This window comes from Paraburkholderia flagellata (genome assembly GCF_021390645.1).
GTDB lineage: Bacteria > Pseudomonadota > Gammaproteobacteria > Burkholderiales > Burkholderiaceae > Paraburkholderia > Paraburkholderia flagellata.
Genome location: NZ_JAJEJT010000004.1, coordinates 1,054,144 through 1,072,552 on the forward strand (window position 1 = coordinate 1,054,144; position 18,409 = coordinate 1,072,552).

Genomic DNA, 18,409 nt, shown 5'->3' on the forward strand with positions numbered 1-18,409 from the left:
GCAGAACGCCGACGGTTACTCTCGTGGCTTCGCGCCGTATCCTCGCACATTACCCAGGCGTGAATGGCCGTCCCGGCGCAGACGACGCTATGGAGCGTGCCACCAGTCCGAAGCAGGCGCTTCCAGATGGACGAAATGGCCGGCCGGAATCTCAATGCATTGCGCGAACGGAAAGAGTTTTATCCACGCGGCGCGCTCCGTTTCGATATCAATCAACGGATCCTCTCTCCCGAATACGAGGCGCACGGGGTCGTGGCCCGGGCCGACGGCGGGCGGTGGCTGAAATGCCGGCGTCTCCGTCCAGAGGTCCCGCAGGATGACTTCGAATACGCTCGTATCGACGATGCCATGTCGCGCGAGCAAGTTCAGATACCAGATGCGGCGCGTGTTAGCCCTTGCACTCCAGTAAACATCGAAAAAATTGGCAAGGCTGGTGATTTGCGCCGCGAGCCGTGCGAAGCGCGAATAGTCGCTGCGCGCCATGAAATCCTGCAGCGCGGCGAGCAGTTGCGCAAGCGATGGCGAGTGCTCGAGGAGCCTTGTCGCAAGCCGTACTAACGCCCCGCCAATGTCGTAGACCGGCGCAATCAGCCAGACTCTGCCGATGTTTTCCGGCACCCGACTGATGAGCCTGAGCACGACATGTGCGCCGAACGAATGCGCCACAAGATCGACCGGCCGCCCGGATGCGCTCGAGAGCGCCCTGAGCTCGTCTTCCGCGGCGTCCACCAGCGCGCTGAACGGATGCACGAACAGCACGACCGAGCGCGGCTGGTCCCACCAGTGGATCGGGAGCGTCTGCCCGTATAGCTCGCGTTCCGCGATCGATGAAAGTCCGGGTCCATGCAGGAATAACGTCGAAATCATGCCCGCTCCTGTTTCCAGTGGAAACGCCAGCCAATGAAAGACACGCGAAAGCTTTAGCGATCATTTAACTGCGTGCGGTTGCCGAATCCAATGATGCAAATGCACTACGACATACACGGGGCAAAACCGGAACCCAGACCGGACAGCCGTGAAGGCTGACACACGCGCCGGATTCATGCCCGACCCCGAAGTTGAGTCAATCGTCTCGGGGGCACCCGCCAGGGTCAATGGTTCATTTGCACCATTGAATCGCGGCCGACGACGCTGCTAGGTTGATACCGTGTGTGGGCAAAGGGATATGCGCTATCGAATCGCCCAACATTGACGTTTCCACACCGCGCGGTGCTGCACGACCGTTCCAGCGGCAACGCCAGGTTTTGTATCCGTATCCAACCTGAATTCGAGGTCAACATGAACAACGATAGAACCCATATCGCGCCCGATTCGTTCGAGCAACTGGCGAAATTCACGCAATGTTGGAGGCGCATGGCGCAGCAACTGCGAACCGCCGCCTGCCTGATTTCGCTATTTTTCATCGCTACCTTTTCCTTCTCCGCACAGGGCAATCCGGGCGTAGATACCTCAAAAATCGAATACTACGAGACCATGCCGAATATCGCTGTCTCACAATTATCAAGTACAACGAACGGAAACAATGTCGCCGTTACCGTTGTTTTCAAGAATTCATCGGACCGGAGCCAGAGCCTTTATTACAGGATCGTCTGGCTGGATCAGGGCGGCAACGCCGTCGCCAGCCGAGTGCCGTGGAATGTGCTTGCCATTGGCGGCAATTCTGACCGGTCGATTTCTTTGACTACCGACGATCCCGCTGCTTCAAATTATCGAATTCAAATCAGTCTCGGAAAGAGCTTTTAAGACTGTGTGTTCACGATACATAGCACTCAACTAAATCGATAAGGTGACGAAAATGGGAACGTGGCGGCTATATGTGCGTGCTGTTCTATTCGTTTTTGCTGCATTCCTCGCCTCGGCCTGTGGTGGAGGCGGCAGTGACAGCCCTGCAAGCGGACCTGTGGGGCCAACTTTCATTAACTGGACAGGCAGCAGCAATGGCTCTTTCGTGCTTGCGGCCAACAATGTCCAGATTCAATTTCTCACGAACGGCGATCTGTACTACAACAACACCGAATATACGAATGTCAAGTTGGCGTCGACAAGCAGCGCTACTGTCGATATGAACGGGACGCCATTTGCCACGGTCACGAACGCCCCCGGCTCGAACGGCTCAACCGTAGCAGTCCTGTATTGTCTTGGCACGACCACACTGGCCCAAATTGTCCCGACGGGCACGACGATCGCCATTGACTGCGGTAGCGGCTCGACATCGGGCGGCGGTACGAGCGGCGCAGGCAGCACCGCCAGTTCAGGCTCGAACGGCGGTGCGACGGGCAGCAGCGGCACTTACGGCGCAGTCGCGGCCTCCGGCAACCAGACGCATCTGCTGGGCGAAGGTATCTCACACGACTACCCCTCACAAGTTGATGCGGACAACGCAGCAATTTCCTTTTGCACATCCGAAGGCGTAGGGGGCTGCGGTGCCGTAGTGGTCTTCGGCCCAGGTCAGTGCGGCGCATTGGCGGTTGGCAGTAACCTCGCCTGGGGCGCGGCCAGTGGCAATTCTATGACCGATGCGCAAGGAGGCGCGATAAACGAGTGCACCAACGCCGGTGGCCAGGGATGCAATATTCGGCTGGCGGCCTGCAACTGATCCTGCAGCACGCCTGATGGCCGCGTTCGCACGTTGGAACGCGACCACGACGATTGCTGGCGCACTGCCGGGCGAGATGCCGTTACGTCATGAAAGGACCAGACGTGCAAGCGAGCAATCCGGTCGGTCCGGCGACCTTTTGCCGTTCGCGTCAGGGTTTGACGGCCATTCACGCGGCCACTACCCTCACAAAACGGACCTTTGTGCCGTGATCGCGTCGGACCACTCATCTTGAGGTTTGTTCGACGCCTGCCCATGTCCACGGGCTCGCGAGTGCATGACTACGCATGTGGGCAGGCGTTGGACAAACCTGAAGGGAGGAAACCGCGGAGTGCTCCGATGCGGTCGAGGTTGCGAAGGCTATGATGATTGATCGCCCGCAATGTCCAAGGGTGTTGCTCGATGAACGGTCGAACTGTTTGGCGGACGGACCGTGACGGGGTGACGAAGCGATGCTGTCGCGCAATCGCGCAGGCCAGGCAGACGAACGCGAGTCTGCGCCGGGAGACACGCGCAAACGTCCACCCGCGGGCCCCGTTGCCATTGGGCCGACGGTCGGGTCGCACGTTCAGAAACGGTTGTGCTCATGTCTTTCCCCGGCGCGTGGGTGGCGCGCGAATCGGCGCAGTCCGCGCGAGGATATCGATGATGATCATCGGTGCGCCGCAGTGCCGGCAGATGAAGGCCGGCCGGGTTTCAACGAGCGTTTCTTCGGATGATGTGTTGACCTCTGCCGCGACGCGCAGCAGTTCACGCACCTTCGCGAGATTGGCGCGGCGCACCGGGTTTGCAAGCAGTCCATAGTGACGGAGGCGATGGAAGCCGACGGGAAGCACATGCAGCAGGAAGCGGCGCATGAACTCGCCGGCCTCCAGCGTCATGGTCTTGTAGCGGGTGCGCCCCTTCTCACGATAGTCCTTCCAGCGGAACGTCACGCCGCGCTCATCGAACGCGAGCAGGCGCTGGCTGGAGATCGCCACACGGTGTGTATAGCGGGAGAGATACGCGAGTACCGCTTCGGGGCCTGCAAAGGGACGCTTGGCATACACGACCCATTCGCAGGCACGCAATGGCGCAAGCCACCGGGCAAAGACAGCCGCGTCGGCGAGTTCAGCATACTCACCAAAGAACTGCAGCCGGCCACACCGGTGTGCCTGCGCAAGTGCCTCGAGGAAGCGCCTGCGGAACAGGCGTGAGAGCACGCGCACCGGCAGGAAGAAGCCAGGCCGGCAGGCAATCCACCGCTCGCCATCGTGCGACAGGCCACCACCGGGGACGATACCGTGTACGTGTGGATGATGCGTGAGCGCCGAGCCCCAGGTGTGCAGCACGAGTGTGGCGCCAATCTGCGCACCGAGGTGCCGGGGATCGGCGGCGATGGTGTGCAGTGTATTGGCGGCGATGTCGAACAGCAGTCCGTAGATGACCTGCTTGTTGTACCAGGCGATTGCGCCGATCGGCGCGGGTAGCGTAAAGACGACGTGGTAATACTCGACCGGCAGCAGGTCGGCCTGACGTGCCTCGAGCCAGCGGCGTGCGGCACTCCCCTGGCACCTGGGGCAATGGCGGTTGCGGCAGGAGTTGTACGCGATCTCGGTGCGCGCGCAGTCGGAACAGCGCAACACGTGTCCCCCCAGCGCCGCGGTGCGGCACTGTTCGATGGCCGACATGACCTTCAGCTGCCCCAGGCTCAGCGACACCGTGCGTCGCCATGCCGTGCCCTGGGCGCGGAAGATGTCCGCGACCTCCAGCATGGGTACTGCGCCACGTTACTCGGAGGGCAGACGCTCCAGTGGACTGATGACCTCGCGCAGGAGATCGGTGGCGACCTGCACGTAAAGCGCAGTGGTCTCGAGCTGCTGGTGACCCAGCAGGACCTGGATCACACGGATGTCGACCTTCTGTTCGAGCAGGTGCGTCGCGAAACTGTGACGCAGGGTGTGCGGGGTGACGCGCTTGTCGATCTGCGCGGCCTCGGCGGCGGCGTGAACGGCGCGATTCAGCTGCCGCGTGCTGAGCGGGTCGACGGGATCCACCCCGGGAAACAGCCACCCGCCGTCGAGCATGCTGCCCTGGGTGCGGGCGACGCGCCACCAGAGCCGCAGGCGTTCGAGCAGGACCGGTGAGAGCATCGCGTAGCGGTCCTTGCGGCCCTTGCCCTGCTCGATGCGCAGCGTCATGCGCTGGCTGTCAATGTCGCTGACCTTCAGCGCGACCACCTCGCTCGCGCGCAATCCGGCGCCATAGGCGACCGACAGCGCGGTCTGGTGCTTCAGGTTACCGGCAGCTGCGATGAGCCGCCGCACCTCTTCGGGGCTGAGTACCACCGGGAGGTTGCGGGGCACACGAACCGGATGCATCCGGGCCATCAGCTCAGGCTGGCCGAGCGTAACGTCGAAGAAGAACTTCAGTGCGCTGATCGCCGCATTGAGCGACACCGGCGAGGTACCGTGATCGACAAGATGCAGCTGGTAGTCCCGCAGGTCCTCGACGGTGGCGGTATCGGGTGAGCGTCCGAGAAACCTGGCGAACTGGCGTACGGCGCGCAGATACCCGGACTGGGTCTTGGGTGCGAACTTGCGCATGCGCATGTCTTCAACCATGCGCCGGCGCAGCGGGCTGACGCCCGGATCGGAGGAGGTCATGATGGGGCTCCTGCTGGAGAACGAGGCGGATTGCCTCAGTCACCAACATAAGCACCGGCGCCACTGACCTCTCATTCGCCGCCAGAGGCGGGACGGAGCCCCATACCGCGCGAGCGGTTTAGTCCTGTCGGCTGGAGCCGTCATTCGAGCGTCCGCGTTGGTGAGGCAACTACATGTACCTGTCCTGACGTTCGCATAGCGGCGACCATGAGTGACCGTCTCACTTAAGCTGAACGCACTTACGAACCGTTGCAGCCCGTCGAGCCAACTTGACCTGTAGGGCAGCTTCCGGGATGGAGTAACCGACCGAGCCCAGGCGTGGCCCAAGGTTGCTTCAAAAGCACTGCGAAGCGAGGGTTTGCTGGAATTACCTCGACACGTTTGACTTGCTATCAGGAAACTCCCTCAACAAGTCGATAAACGCCCGCAACCCCGCAGGAATGTGCCGGTTGCCGGGAAAATAGAGGAAAAGACCGGGAATGACCGGACACCAGTCACTCAGCACCGCGACGAGCCGCTTGCGTGCCAGCGCGTCACGCGCATAAGGCTCCGGCACGTATGAATGCCGAGTCCGTCCAGCGCTGCTTCGAGCATCAGCGTATTGCTGTCGAGGGTGAGTATGCCGGGCGGATCGATCGTGAACTCCTGCCCGTGACGCGCAAACTCCCAGCGATAGCGTTTGCCGCTCGGTAGACGTTGCCGGATGCAGCGATGCGTCTGCAACTCCTCCGGCACGGAAGGCCGCCCATGCTTGCGCAGGTAACGCGGCGACGCCACGGCAAGAAAGCGCAAATCTTCACTGACGCGCACCGCAATCATGTCCTTGTGTACAGCCTCGCCGAGCCTCACACCCGCATCGAAGCCTCCGGCGACGATATCGACGAACCGCCCTTCCGAGACAAGGTCCAGTTCCATCTGCGGATACCTCGCCAGAAAGCGCGGAACGACGGTCTGCAGCAATTGCCGGATCGCTCCGTCGCTGCCATTGATCCGAAGCGTGCCGCGAAGCGCCTTGTCGTCGCGCGCGACGTCGTCGAGCGCATGATCGAGATCGCTTAGCACAGGGCGCAGACGCGCGAGCAGTCGCTCGCCCGCCTCCGTCAGCGACACGCTGCGGGTGGTCCGGTTCAGCAGGCGCGCATCCAGATCGCTTTCGAGCCCGCGCATCGCATGGCTCAGCGCCGAGCGCGACACGCCCAGTTCGCCCGCGGCCTGCACGAAGCTACGCCGCGCGGCGACGATCATGAAAGCGCGCAGATCAGCGAGAGTCGCTTTGCTCATTGGTGAATTCCCTTCAACATATGATGCGGATTAGCGGTACTTCTCCAACGAATCATACCGTTCTAGCATGAACTCTCAATCCTTCCAACGGAGAGTGGGCATGACGAAGAACTGGCTGATAACGGGCGCTTCAAGCGGCCTGGGTCGTGGACTAACGGAACAACTGCTTGCCCGCGGTGACGGCGTCGTCGCGACGCTGCGCAAGCCTCGTGCACTGGACGATCTGCTGGCGCAATACGGCGGCCGTCTGCATGTCGTCGAATGCGACCTGACGAGCGTCGATGCCATCAGAGCTGCCGTCGCGCAGGCATTTGCGGCGCTTTCGCGCATCGATATCGTTGTCAGCAATGCGGGCTATGGCCTCTTTGGTGCGGCCGAAGAACTGAGCGACGCGCAGATCGCACGGCAAATCGCGACGAACCTGACGGGGTCAATCCAGTTGATCTGCGCGATCATTCCACGTCTGCGAGAGCAAGGCGGTGGGCGCATCGTGCAGGTGTCGTCGGAAGGCGGACGAATTGGCTATCCTGCCTTTAGCGTCTATCACGCGAGCAAGTGGGGTATCGAGGGCTTCGTCGAGGCGGTCGCGAAGGAAGTCGGTCCGTTCGGCATTGACTTCGTGATCATGGAACCCGGTCCGACGCGCACGAACTTCGGCACTGGCCTCGATCGCGCGGAGCCGATGAGCGCGTATGACGCCACGCCCGTCGGTGAAATCCGGCGCGCGCTCGACGCTGGCTACTTCGAATTTGCGGATGCAGCGAAGACCGTCAACGCGATGATCGCCACGATCGACAGTCCGGCCCCACCGTTGCGCCTTGCGCTGGGCAAGTCCGCGTACGAATCGATACACGCGTCGCTGACGAGGCAGCTTGAGATCCTGGAGGCTCAGAAGAAGATCGCGTTGTCGGTGATGGAAGATGTGTAGTCGAATAGTGAGCGATTCAATTCGCCTCGAACGTGATTCATGCACTACGTTTCCAACGACGACTTCCTGAACGAACACGACACGCGAGTGACCGGAATTCCGAACAGCCAAATGACCCGACGTGGCCGACTGTACTCGCTCGGCCAGTTCGACCGTAACTTGCTAATCGGAAGAACTCGCAGAGGCCAGCGGCAGTTTTGTGGCGTCGGATCTCAGCAGGTGCTGTCGGCCACAAACTGCCGTTCACATGCGTTGTCGATGGACCGTTCAGGTGTCGGTTCCACCCCGCAATCGGCCATCAGTTTATCGACGGCGAACACTCCTTCATCGGCTTTATACTTACTTCCGTGTAGGACTGTTTCTTGGCCCAGGGAATGTTTCCACGAGGTGCTTCCCTAGTAAACTACTGCTCTGATGAAACGGATTGGCTCAGACAGTTGCTCATCGCCGCGCCCGCGCTGTTGATGGAGAAACTATTTACGCGGTTTTTAATAAGATTTTTATGCTCGCGTCGTGCAATGCTTTGTTCTGGTTCAGTCGACGCACTACGATCTCGCCCGTGATCTAACTAGGCATCCTACTGCCAATCCGATTCCTAGGAGCGCGATTGTCCCGATGAGCCGTTTGCCGCAGCCGCAGCCGCCTGCTCTCCATGGACCATTATTGATATCTGAAACTGTTTTAAATTTAATCGATGTAAATCGGGCGATATCGGGAACGTTTATTTGGTTACTCAGCAAAATTGAAGCTTCCGTAAAGATCTGGGGATCACGTTGAAATGTGCCCGTCATGATCGCCAAGAGTGAGTTCACTATCTCAGTTCTCGCCGTCGGTACAACTTTCCAAAGGTCATCATTAATCAAAAACTGCGGTTCAGGTGATGGTATCCCGAGGTTCGGTTTTTCTACATATCGGTTGCTATATGCTTTAAGACAGCGCGCCAAGTCCGCCTCGTGAGCTGCATCGAAGTCGCACGATTCACCGCAGAAATCGACTGATGCCAGACGTGATGCATATACGGTATTCGTGTCAGTGTCTGTCGCGATAATTTCGATCGGAATCGAATAAGCACCATCAGCTGGGTCGTTATACAGCACCAGAGTACTCCTGTCAGTTGCCGTCTGGATGTCGTACTTGATATTTATCACGCGATTTTCGCTACGCCCATTTGGGAGCGGGAAAGGCCAAGTACAGTATGCACTAAGCGCGACCGTACCAGAATTCGAAGACAAAGCGATTCCGCTGACGTACCACTGGACATTACCGAATCTGGTTATAACAGTTGCTGTGACTGACTGTTCGTGAAGGGTTCTTTGCCACGGCCAAAGCCCTTCTTGGCAAAGGCGTTTGTTGTTCCCAGTGAAGTCGAAAGTACCACTTTCGACAACTTCAGGCCTCATTTCGGTCACGGTCTCGTGAATGGGAGAAGCATATGGCGCGCTTAAAGATAAGACAGAGGCTTCCATTCCAGTTGGACTTCCATCACAACGCCCCTCATTGCTGCCAAGCGAACTGTCAAAACACATTTCGCCGGCATTAGGATAATAGGTGGTGCCAATCCCGCCGAAAGGCTTAGTCCATGTATATAACAGGCCATTTTCGCATCCTTCGTAATGTGTCACGGCCAAATAGCCGGTCGCAACTACCCAAGAGAATTTGTAGCACCACTTATGCTGAGTTCTTATCCCTGAGCAGACAGCAAACGGCCAGTACCATTTCGGACACCACCAATATTGCCGCTCCTGAACGTCCTTTTCATATGGCATCTCAACCTCCCCAAATGCGTAAGCAAGGTCCAGTATGCGGCTCCGCCTACTGCTGGCCGTGTTTCACTGTGCTGTTTAAGGTGCTTGAATACGTTTGAATTCGTCATAAATGCGTACATTTCTAGTTCGCAACTATCGGAACGCCATCGGTTAAGGTAACTCGACCGCATTCTCGATATTGTTTCCGTGCACAGAAATCCATTGGAGCGTCAACGATCCTAACGTCATTATTGCGTTACACGGTATCTAGTCTAGCTAACTAAACTTGACGATGGCCATTTCCCATCCAAACCTACACCGATCGCGTCATATATTCCGATCTTAAAAAGGCATCCTATGCACCACAGATACGAGTTAGGTGCCGAGAGACAACCCGCATCATGGGCGCATGCAGATACCGGACAGCACCTTTAAACTGTGAGTTGACACGTTAGAAAACAATTTCTTACGGTTGAGTTGTAGCGGCGCAGTTTAGCGCCTGTTCCAACAGGATTCCGACGTCAGGCACTGGATGAGTTGTTTATAGTCGATTTTTTAACTTTCTGTTAGTAGAAAGTTGCTGAGATGAAAGGTTGAACGAAATGGTCCAGAATAAAGCGGAACGTAGGGCTCCCCGTTGGAAATAGACTTCGAGTCAAATGGAGGATGGCCCAGTGATTGAGCACTTATCGTCAAAAGCAACACTGCACCGAAGCTGGTGCAGATGAAGGATTCCTTCTTCATCGTTAGCCCCTACCTGCAGCGACTAGAGTTCTCGCGGAAGCGGGCGGCAGTCTGCATTGAAAGCATAGTTCGACTTGCAATGCACATCACATAAGTTTGGCAACTATGGTTCGGAGCGGTTGGCAAAGTCAACGCCGCGTGCTGCTTACCCGGTCCAGCGGACTTGGAGTCGATACTTCGGGATGGTCGTTTGCCAGCATCTCAAAGGAGCATTCGGGCGACCACTTGGGCGTTAGTAAAGCGATCGACGGGCCCACAAAGCTTCGTGGGGTATCACACATTTCTATGTGAACAAGTTCTGCTTCCACCTGGCTGGGATGTACTAGATTTCTAAGGCAACGCCTTCTAATTGCGCCAGCAATATTCGTGAACTTCCGAGGACGAATATGAGCACTCGTTCACTGAGCGTGCAACCGGTTGATGGGTTCCGCACGACGATCCACCAAATCCGCAGGCTTCTCTTTTCGATTGCGCGCATGGGTCCATCTGCCAAATTCGCGCGCGCTACAGTACTTCTCTCGACTGTTGTTGGCCTCGCATCGTGCAATACCTCAGGACCGACACGTGATTCCTCTGTCGTAATTCATTATCGCCAGTTACTTAATGCGCGCCAAATTCCCAATGAAGACAACACGAATTTCACGACTACCGGTGGTGGATTCGCGATATACCAGATTACCGGAATTGACAACATGGCGAGGGACGCTCAGCCTTTCTATTTCAGATTGAGCAAATTGCAAGTTTCCGGAATTGGCGGATCGGATTCGCCACAAAATGCGGACCCACGTCTGAACGCCTACTTCAACGCCCAGTCTGGGGCATTTGTGGCACCTCACACGAAGGGAGTTTTCACTGGAGATTTCATTATTGCTCTCACGTCGTTTCCTCAATTTATAGGCGATGGTTTTGAGCCGCTTAGCTATCAAATCGATCCGGGTGAGGTAGTTCTCTTTGCAAGAGAGCCCCAGCTTTACCCTGTCGAGTCGTGGGACGGCCCTAGCCATCAATCGGCTTTTGACGGACGGGTAGCAGCGCTTCCAGCCGGCGCTGTATTAGGGTATTCAGATGACATTCCGGACTTTGCTTTGGGTGACACCCTCCAATGCAACCGGCAGGGATATGTTAGTGCTCTTACCGGGGCCGCGGCAGCTAATCATCCCCAACTTCCATGCATCGCCCATCCGACAAAATGACCGGGATCAGAAAGACAATCGGGCGGCCGGGCGCGCCGGAGTTTGGCACCAGATCCTTGTTCGCCTGGAGGTACTATGTCCACGCCTTGGTGAGATTTTCTCCTCTGCGCGCTCAGCAAAGCGCTCGGCGCTATCGACCCGTAAAGCTTTCGATTGGAACTGAGCTATCTGGCTCCGTTGCAACAGGTCGCGCAGCGGATAACTCAGAAGCCTTAGCTTGCTCGGCGGCCGCCATGCACTGTTAACGGTCATCGACTTTCGCTAACCGCCACCGTCCGTAAAGGGTCGTCTACGGAAGGCCAAGGTCACGGCGCCCCCGATACTCAGATCATCGATCACCTACTTCCGGGCTCGGCCACAAGCGGCCAGTGGCCGCTCCCAGCGTGCGGACGTTGAAGTGTCAGCTTCGCATTCAATTCCGGCCGCTCAGGTTATCGCAATGCGTACGAGGCGTCGCATTGACCAAACCAAGTCATGCTTCCATAGCCTGCCTTTTGACTGTCGGCCAATTAATTGAGGATGTGGCAGTGAATAAGGCTTCAGGCGCGGCGCGGATCTCCCCCTGACCGTGCAGCATTAAGTGCCGTGCCGCTGATACGGCCTGGGGCACGGCCGCGGTTCGCAAACGATCATGCGCCGCACGCATGCCTTTATTCACTGAAGGTCCTGATGTAGATGTCCATTTCGTCGCGTGCACGTCCGAGCTGCTCGATCAGGATATCGTAGCGATCCGCCGCCTCCTGAACGAGTTCCAACTCTAGGGGAGTGCGGGGCCTGCCCGAGGAGACGAGGCTCAGCGTGAGCTTTTGCCGCTTTGTCAGCAGCTCGTAAAGTTTGTCATGCGACGGTTCCCGGTCGAAGTCGCCCCGCGCGCCCTCAATTCGCTCTAACAGGTAATTCACCTGCGTGAGCAGTTGCGCTACCTCGCTGGTCACCCTCTCCCACGACCTCTCGAGATCGCTGTCGGGCGGCTCTTCGAAGTACCTCAAATAGCGCAGATAATCGCGAAAACTCCCCATCGCGGCTGACTTGGAAAATCTTAGCGAGCTGACTCCGACGCTCATTTCGACCAGCTTGGCGTAAATCACCTTGGCCTGTGCTACATCGTAGCCCTCGGCGCCAGTTGCCACGAGATGCTTGATGCCATCAGCAATCTCGAACACCTCCTCGCCGGCCCCGCCGATCGCGTTGACCAGATCTTTGAACAGCTGGATGTCCATTACGGTCTCCTCGTCGTGGGTCTCCCTAGCCGCCCTGGCGCGGTCTCTCCATGGACAATATGACGCGCACGGATGCAGTCAAGGAAAAGAGGTTCTCCAACATGTAAATCACGAAAGGGCGACATGCGTTGACCGGCCACCCTGAATCGCGGCCTGCGCAACCTTTTCACGCTGACTCGCCACGTTGAGCGTACGAGAACTCCCAGCTCCTGTGCAATGCGACCATCGGAAGCCCCGTTATTTAATGGCTGGCCGTGCCTCGGAACTAGCGTTTGCAGTTGCGATGTGCCCGTAGGCCACCGTGGATCGCCTTAGGCATCCTGCATAAATTCGCACAGGCGCTATCGAGCAGGATCCAACGATTGGTCTGCTTCGGCCAGTTTTAGCCGGTCGACCGCCCACTCGCACGGACATTCGAGCGTCGGCTCCCCTCGGATATCGGCCAGATGGTTGCGTTCCTGCTGTCGGACGCGAACCATTGGGTCCATGCCCGACCGATCGAGGTCTCGGGCGGCATGTGTCTCTGCTTCCGCCGCAACCGCACGATGCATCGCTTCGCGCTCCGCTGGAATAGGCGGAGCGCGAACAAGACAGAAGAGGATCGAACCGTGACGAATCTGACAGGGGAAAAAGATTTCCGCCGGCCGACACGAACGATTTCGACAATCTCGCGCGCTTCCTCGAGGGCATCGATCCGAAGCGCTATTTCGACCGCCATGCGGAGGATGCGTGGCGCGGCGCTGACCGATGTTTGCCGAAGTGTTACATCTCGATGAGCAGACTGCTGGACGCACCTGATATTGACTGTTCGATTGGAAGGTGGCGCACCAGCCCAATAGCTGCCGCACCTCAAGGTACGCGGATTGATAGTATTGACCACCCGGAAGGATCGGCCGCTATAGGTATCGCGTCACAGGGGCACTGCGTGGGGCGAAGGAGCCGATGGACGTGTAGAGTTCACACGTTGATTGTCGGGATAGCTCATCCATTGAGGGCCGCGTGACGTGTCTGGTCGGCTCTTCGACCGCAGGCCGCTAATACGAGATCAGGTTTATCCATGGTCACGCACGCACCACGCCAGTTTAGCCAAGAACGAAGCGCCCTGCTGGGCGGGGCGGCGGCGCTGTTCGTGGTGATCCTCGCCTCGGACGCAATCTCGCTGTTGCTGGCGCAGCATGGGGGCTCGATGCTCTCGCTGTGGTCGGCCAACGGCATCGCGGTCGGCGTGTTGCTGTCGGTGCCGCGCCGTTACTGGACCACCTTGATCACCGCCACTGCCGCCGCCTTGCTGGCCGGGCAATACATCGCTTTCGGCACGTTGCAGAACAGCCACCTGCTGCTGGTGCCGGTGCACCTGGTGGAGATCCTCATCGTAACTTGCATCATCCACCAACACTTTTCGACCGGCACCGGGCAGGCGAGCAGCTATCTGCGATTCGGCCGCGTGGCCATCGGTGCGGCACTGGCTGGCTGTCTCGTGTCCACGCTGCTGGCCAGCGTCGCTCAGAAACTGGCTACCGGCGGCGCTTTCTTCGGCACGGCGGAGGAGTGGTTCGGCGCCCACCTGCTCGGCATGGTGATCGTGGGCATGCTCACGCTGGTGGCGTTTCGCGAGCGCGGCCGCATGCTCGGCGCGTCGGGAACGCGCATCCGCATGCTGCGCGACGTACTGCTGCTCGCCGCCATCACCGCCGGCGTGTTCGCGCAGACGCGCTATCCGCTGGCGTTCGCGGTCTTCGCGCCGCTGATGTACCTGGTGTTCCACTACCGCTTCCCGGGCCTGGTGCTGGGCGTGACCATGGTGACCCTGGTGACCAACGTGGCCACGACCATCGGCAAGGGGACTTTCACACTGATCGCCTCGGCCGATCCCGCGGAGCGCGCCCTGATCGCACAGATCTTCCTGGGCGTGGTATGTCTGGTCACTGTGCCCCTGGCATTGGCACTTGCCGACAGGCAACGGCTCGCTGGAAAGGTGGCCGAGAGCGAAAGCCTTTACCGCCTGCTGGCGGACTACGCGGGCGACCTGATCGTACGCATCGCCAACGATGGCACGCGGCGCTACGTCTCGCCCTCGGTCAAGGAGATGCTGGGTTGGACACCTGAAGAGTTCGCCGCCCAACGGGGCGAAGAACTGATCCAACCGGACGATCGGGAGCGTGTGCTGGCAGCCCTCACGCGATTGCGGGCAACCGGCAGGCCAGAGCTCATACGCTACCGGGTCCGGAATCGAGCGGGTGGGTACCAGTGGCTCGAAGCCCTGGGCAAGCTCGCACCCAGTCCGGATCATCCCGGCGAAATGGAGATCGTCTACTCCGGCCGCGATATCTCCGAGCGCGTGCTGGCTGAAGAGGCGCTGGCTGACAGCCAGAAGCGCCTGCGCACGATCACTGACAACGTCCCGGCAGTGATTGCGCACGTCGACACCGAGCAGCGCTACACCTTCATCAACGCCTTTGCGTCCGAAGTGATCGGCGTCGAGGCGTCATCGAACATCGGCCATACCGTCGAGGAGATGCGCGGGCCGGTCGTGTACGCCTTGCTCAAGCCCCACATCGAGCTGGCCCTGCGCGGCACGGCCACGACCTTCGAGTATGCAGTACGCGTGGGCAAGCAGACTCGCTACTTCCAGGCCACTTACCTGCCGGCGATCACCGCCGACGGAACCTCCAGCGGCTTCTATACGCTGACCACCGAGATCACGCGGATCAAACTGGCCGAGCAGCAACTGGACTTCCTTGCCCACCATGATGCGCTCACCGGCATCGCCAACCGGCTGTCGTTCCGGAAAAAGGTCAGCCTTGCGGTGGAGCATGCCGCTGCCACGCATGGGCCGTTGCTGCTGATGATGATCGACGTCGATCACTTCAAGCAAATCAACGACACCTATGGCCATGCCGCCGGCGACATGGCCTTGATCGAAGTGGCGGCCCGGCTCAAGGCGAGTATCCGCAAGACCGATCTGCTTGCCCGCCTTGGCGGCGATGAGTTCGTGGTCCTTTGCCATGACATCGAAGACACCGACACGGCCCGCCAGGTGGCGCAGAAGATCGCCGACGCGATGCGCCCACCGGTGTCGGTCGGCACGACGGAACTGGAGGTCACGCTGAGCATCGGCCTCGCGCTATGCCACCATGCCACCTCCGCGGAAGCGCTGGAGCAGCGCGCTGACGAAGCGCTCTATCAGGCGAAGGAGGCCGGGCGCGCCTGCTATCGCATCGCCACCGATGGTATCTGAGTCACGAGACGGGGTTCTCATGGGACGGATGAAATGCTCGTAAATGCCACGTGGGCAGCTCAAGGCTGACCGAGGCGTAGGCCGGGCAATCGCCAACCTAGACGAACTTGCGAACGGCCGTTGTACAACTTGGAAGCCGCCGCTAAGGTCCCACTGGGTCGAAGGACCGAAGTGGGTGGCGGATTCAACCGGTCGATGCAACACAGGCTGCGCGAGCAGCGAGAGGTGTTGCAAATGAAGTAGAGGCGGCGGCTCACCGCCCGGCTTCATGTCTAGGACGAGTCAGACCAGTTTATTGATCGAGCGGCGCATGAGACTGCCGAGCGCGAACTTGAGCGCTGGCATGAATTGCAGGCAGAGGTTCTTCGTCGCCCGGGAAAGCCTAGCCGTGCTGTTTGCTGCATTGGGTGGCGCAACAGGGAATTCGTGGCCTGCTATCGTGGGCCGCGAGGCCCGTTCAAGTGTCAAGATCGTACTCGCGGCACCTGCGAGGATCATTGGACTGCCCTGCTGCGTTACAGGGAAACGAGTGGTGGTGCTCGCGGCTCTATCGCTTGGGCCCTTTCATCCATTCCGACTCCATCGCCGCATTCCACTCTTCGTCCGCCTCGATGGGGTCCATCGCTTCGTCGACCGACGCCGTTGCGCGTTCGGCGGCTGATTTCATTTCGTCTGCATCCGCGCCGACATCGCCGATTTCGTAACCGGGCGGCTGCAGCATATCCCTGAGCATCGCGCTCAGTTCTGGCGTGTCCCATGGCAGACCGTGCTGCGTGCGGACCTTGATATAGTGCCGCACTTCCGCGTCCTGCTCCGCCGTAAGCGGTAGCCCTCGAAACGTGCTTTGGGGGTCAGAGTTCGTCATGGCCGTCTCCTGTTTCCATCGCATTTTGAGTGTAACCCCATTGCAACCAAGGACAGTTCTGGGGCGCGGTTGGTCTGACCAAGCGATCAACGCCTCGAAGCGCTGGTTTTCTCCACGTCGCAATTTGAACGGCGGTTTCGGCCGCGATAGCTGACGCCGGCATCACCAAGACGCGATTGGCCGTGATGGGTCCAGGTCGTGTAAAAACGCGGCGCGGACGCAATGACGATTTCACGCGATGATCCGCAGGCGTCAACGGCCCAATTTGGCCCGTGTGACGGTGATTGGCGCTTTGACCTCTTTGTGAGAGGAAGGGGTGCCCAGGCGCCGTAATGCGCGCCGGAGCGACCGCCGTGGTGCGAGCCTATCCTCAGGCTCGCATCTTTTGCATCATCGCCTGCGTGCCGAGGATCGCCATGACGCGCCTGAGGTTGTATGCGAGGACATGAAGGCTCATCTCGGTGCTGACATGCTCGCGTGTTTTCATAAGGAAGTGCGCCGCGCCCATCCAGAATTTCAGCGTGCCAAACGGGTGCTCGACGGTCTGACGGCGTACGCGCATCATTTCCGGCTTATGGTCGAGCCGTTGCTGCATCGCTTCGACGACGGCCTCATGTTCCCAGCGCTTTGTCCGGCGAGCCTGCTTGCCTGATGTGCATTGTTTTCTGATGGCGCAGGTAGAACAGGCCGAGCTCGAATAGCAATGCAGCGTCATACCATGCTCGATGTTTGTGAAACGCCAGTTGAGCCGCTGCTGGGCCGGGCAAAGATACTCGTCATCTTTGGCAATGTAGATAAAATCCTGCTTGCCGAAATAGCCGTCGGCGTTCTTGCCCGAAGTCAACGGTTTAGGAACGAAGGTCGTAATGCCCGCCTCATGACATTGCAGGACTTCTTCGCTCTTGAAGTAGCCCCTGTCGGCAACGACAGTCAGATCCTTGATGCCGGTAGCCGCCCGCGCCTGGCCGGCCATATTCGTCAGCTGGCTACGATCGTTGCCAACGTTGGTGACCTCGTGTGCGACGATCAGATGATGCGTGTCATCAACGGCCGTCTGAACGTTATAGCCAACCATTCCCGTTCCCCGACCGCTGGTAGCCATTGAGCGCGCGTCTGGATCGGTCAGGGAAACCTGTCCATCTGGCGACTCGCGCAATCGCTGCTCCATCGCCTTGAGGTCCTGCATCTGCTGCCTAAGCTTGCTGATCTTGTCGCTGATCCGACTCGTCTTCGCCTCGACAACATCGGATTGAGTCCGGTCTGCAGTCTCCATCGCGGAAAGATATCGGGCGATGCTTTCATCGATCTGCTGCACGCGCGCCTTGACCTTCGCGCTCGTAAAGTTGCGATCGCGATTGTTGACGGCTTTGAACTTGCTGCCGTCGATGGCCACTATCGACTTTGAGAAGAGATCCAGGTTACGGCATAGCACGATGAACTGGCTGCAGACATTGCGAATTGCCTTGCCGTTGCTGCGGCGGAAGTCGGCGATGGTCTTGAAGTCCGGCGAAAGGCGGCCCGTTAGCCACATAAGCTCAATATTGCGTTGAGTCTCACGCTCCAGACGCCGACTGGACTGAATGCGATTCAGATAGCCGTAGATATAAATCTTCAGCAGTACAGATGGATGATACGAGGGCCGCCCCGTTGCTGCGGGCGCGGTTCCGTCGAAGCCGAGATCACGGAGATCAAGCTCATCGACAAAGACGTCGACTACGCGCACCGGATTGTCCTCGGAGACATAGTCTTCGAGATACTCGGGCAGCAGGACAGCCTGTTTACGGTCTTCGCCTTCAACGAATCGCTTCATGTGGCCGCCCGATCTGAATGCGTTGCTTCAGTTTAGGCGATCAGCATGCGTTTTCACACAAGCTGGGTCGTTTACTGCCGACCGCGTGAGACAGGGATCGGCCAACAAGAGGCATTGACGGCACGCAAACCGACGGCCGCTTGC

At 58.9% G+C, this 18,409-nt stretch carries 12 protein-coding genes and 1 pseudogene; 5 read left to right on the forward strand and 8 right to left on the reverse strand.

Annotation, left to right across the window (positions count from 1 at the left end; genetic code table 11):
* Positions 1-87: 87 nt before the first annotated feature.
* Entirely contained in the window at positions 88-867 is a 780-nt protein-coding gene (locus L0U83_RS35315) for an alpha/beta fold hydrolase (RefSeq protein ID WP_233888779.1), read from the reverse strand.
* 411 nt (positions 868-1,278) lie between these two features.
* Between L0U83_RS35315 and L0U83_RS35320 the strand changes: the two genes are divergently transcribed.
* Complete coding sequence (locus tag L0U83_RS35320) at positions 1,279-1,743, forward strand: YcfL family putative periplasmic lipoprotein (RefSeq protein ID WP_233888780.1); 465 nt, start codon at positions 1,279-1,281, stop codon at positions 1,741-1,743.
* A 52-nt stretch (positions 1,744-1,795) separates the two neighbouring features.
* Complete coding sequence (locus L0U83_RS35325) at positions 1,796-2,596, forward strand: DUF4189 domain-containing protein (RefSeq protein WP_233888781.1); 801 nt, start codon at positions 1,796-1,798, stop codon at positions 2,594-2,596.
* A 584-nt stretch (positions 2,597-3,180) separates the two neighbouring features.
* Here L0U83_RS35325 and L0U83_RS35330 read toward each other — a convergent pair.
* From L0U83_RS35330 to L0U83_RS35340, 3 genes and pseudogenes are all read right to left on the reverse strand, one after another.
* On the reverse strand, positions 3,181-4,350 hold the full coding sequence (locus L0U83_RS35330) for an IS91 family transposase (protein ID WP_233888782.1): 1,170 nt from the start codon (positions 4,348-4,350) through the stop codon (positions 3,181-3,183).
* A 15-nt stretch (positions 4,351-4,365) separates the two neighbouring features.
* Entirely contained in the window at positions 4,366-5,241 is an 876-nt protein-coding gene (locus L0U83_RS35335) for a tyrosine-type recombinase/integrase (protein WP_233888783.1), read from the reverse strand.
* Between the two features lie 367 nt (positions 5,242-5,608).
* Positions 5,609-6,522: pseudogene (locus L0U83_RS35340) on the reverse strand (LysR family transcriptional regulator).
* A gap of 100 nt (positions 6,523-6,622) precedes the next feature.
* On the opposite strand from L0U83_RS35340, the gene L0U83_RS35345 reads away from it, so the two are divergent.
* Complete coding sequence (locus L0U83_RS35345; protein ID WP_233888784.1) at positions 6,623-7,450, forward strand: SDR family oxidoreductase; 828 nt, start codon at positions 6,623-6,625, stop codon at positions 7,448-7,450.
* A gap of 545 nt (positions 7,451-7,995) precedes the next feature.
* Here the strand turns inward: L0U83_RS35345 and L0U83_RS35350 are convergent.
* Complete coding sequence (locus L0U83_RS35350; protein ID WP_233888785.1) at positions 7,996-9,216, reverse strand: hypothetical protein; 1,221 nt, start codon at positions 9,214-9,216, stop codon at positions 7,996-7,998.
* A 1,109-nt stretch (positions 9,217-10,325) separates the two neighbouring features.
* On the opposite strand from L0U83_RS35350, the gene L0U83_RS35355 reads away from it, so the two are divergent.
* Positions 10,326-11,132 (forward strand): hypothetical protein, encoded by an 807-nt coding sequence (locus L0U83_RS35355; RefSeq protein WP_233888787.1) that lies wholly within the window; start codon positions 10,326-10,328, stop codon positions 11,130-11,132.
* Between the two features lie 650 nt (positions 11,133-11,782).
* Here the strand turns inward: L0U83_RS35355 and L0U83_RS35360 are convergent.
* A complete protein-coding gene (locus L0U83_RS35360) occupies positions 11,783-12,352 on the reverse strand; it encodes a hypothetical protein (protein ID WP_233888788.1) in 570 nt (189 codons plus the stop codon).
* Positions 12,353-13,409: 1,057 nt separating this feature from the next.
* On the opposite strand from L0U83_RS35360, the gene L0U83_RS35365 reads away from it, so the two are divergent.
* A complete protein-coding gene (locus L0U83_RS35365) occupies positions 13,410-15,590 on the forward strand; it encodes a sensor domain-containing diguanylate cyclase (protein WP_233888789.1) in 2,181 nt (726 codons plus the stop codon).
* Between the two features lie 547 nt (positions 15,591-16,137).
* On the opposite strand, the gene L0U83_RS35370 is transcribed toward L0U83_RS35365, so the two are convergent.
* Positions 16,138-16,455 carry a hypothetical protein gene (locus L0U83_RS35370; protein ID WP_233888790.1) on the reverse strand — a complete coding sequence of 106 codons (318 nt, stop codon included), beginning with the start codon at positions 16,453-16,455 and terminating at the stop codon, positions 16,138-16,140.
* 370 nt (positions 16,456-16,825) lie between these two features.
* Entirely contained in the window at positions 16,826-18,265 is a 1,440-nt protein-coding gene (locus L0U83_RS35375) for an IS1182 family transposase (RefSeq protein WP_233888791.1), read from the reverse strand.
* Between the last annotated feature and the right edge of the window lie 144 nt (positions 18,266-18,409).

Coding starts and splice junctions, on each gene's coding strand:
- L0U83_RS35365 (WP_233888789.1), top strand. CDS start 13,410: ATGGTCACGCACGCACCACGCCAGTTTAGCCAAGAACGAAGCGCCCTG.
- L0U83_RS35360 (WP_233888788.1), bottom strand. CDS start 12,352: ATGGACATCCAGCTGTTCAAAGATCTGGTCAACGCGATCGGCGGGGCC.
- L0U83_RS35325 (WP_233888781.1), top strand. CDS start 1,796: ATGGGAACGTGGCGGCTATATGTGCGTGCTGTTCTATTCGTTTTTGCT.
- L0U83_RS35320 (WP_233888780.1), top strand. CDS start 1,279: ATGAACAACGATAGAACCCATATCGCGCCCGATTCGTTCGAGCAACTG.
- L0U83_RS35370 (WP_233888790.1), bottom strand. CDS start 16,455: ATGACGAACTCTGACCCCCAAAGCACGTTTCGAGGGCTACCGCTTACG.
- L0U83_RS35330 (WP_233888782.1), bottom strand. CDS start 4,350: ATGCTGGAGGTCGCGGACATCTTCCGCGCCCAGGGCACGGCATGGCGA.
- L0U83_RS35355 (WP_233888787.1), top strand. CDS start 10,326: ATGAGCACTCGTTCACTGAGCGTGCAACCGGTTGATGGGTTCCGCACG.
- L0U83_RS35315 (WP_233888779.1), bottom strand. CDS start 867: ATGATTTCGACGTTATTCCTGCATGGACCCGGACTTTCATCGATCGCG.
- L0U83_RS35375 (WP_233888791.1), bottom strand. CDS start 18,265: ATGAAGCGATTCGTTGAAGGCGAAGACCGTAAACAGGCTGTCCTGCTG.
- L0U83_RS35350 (WP_233888785.1), bottom strand. CDS start 9,216: ATGCCATATGAAAAGGACGTTCAGGAGCGGCAATATTGGTGGTGTCCG.
- L0U83_RS35335 (WP_233888783.1), bottom strand. CDS start 5,241: ATGACCTCCTCCGATCCGGGCGTCAGCCCGCTGCGCCGGCGCATGGTT.
- L0U83_RS35345 (WP_233888784.1), top strand. CDS start 6,623: ATGACGAAGAACTGGCTGATAACGGGCGCTTCAAGCGGCCTGGGTCGT.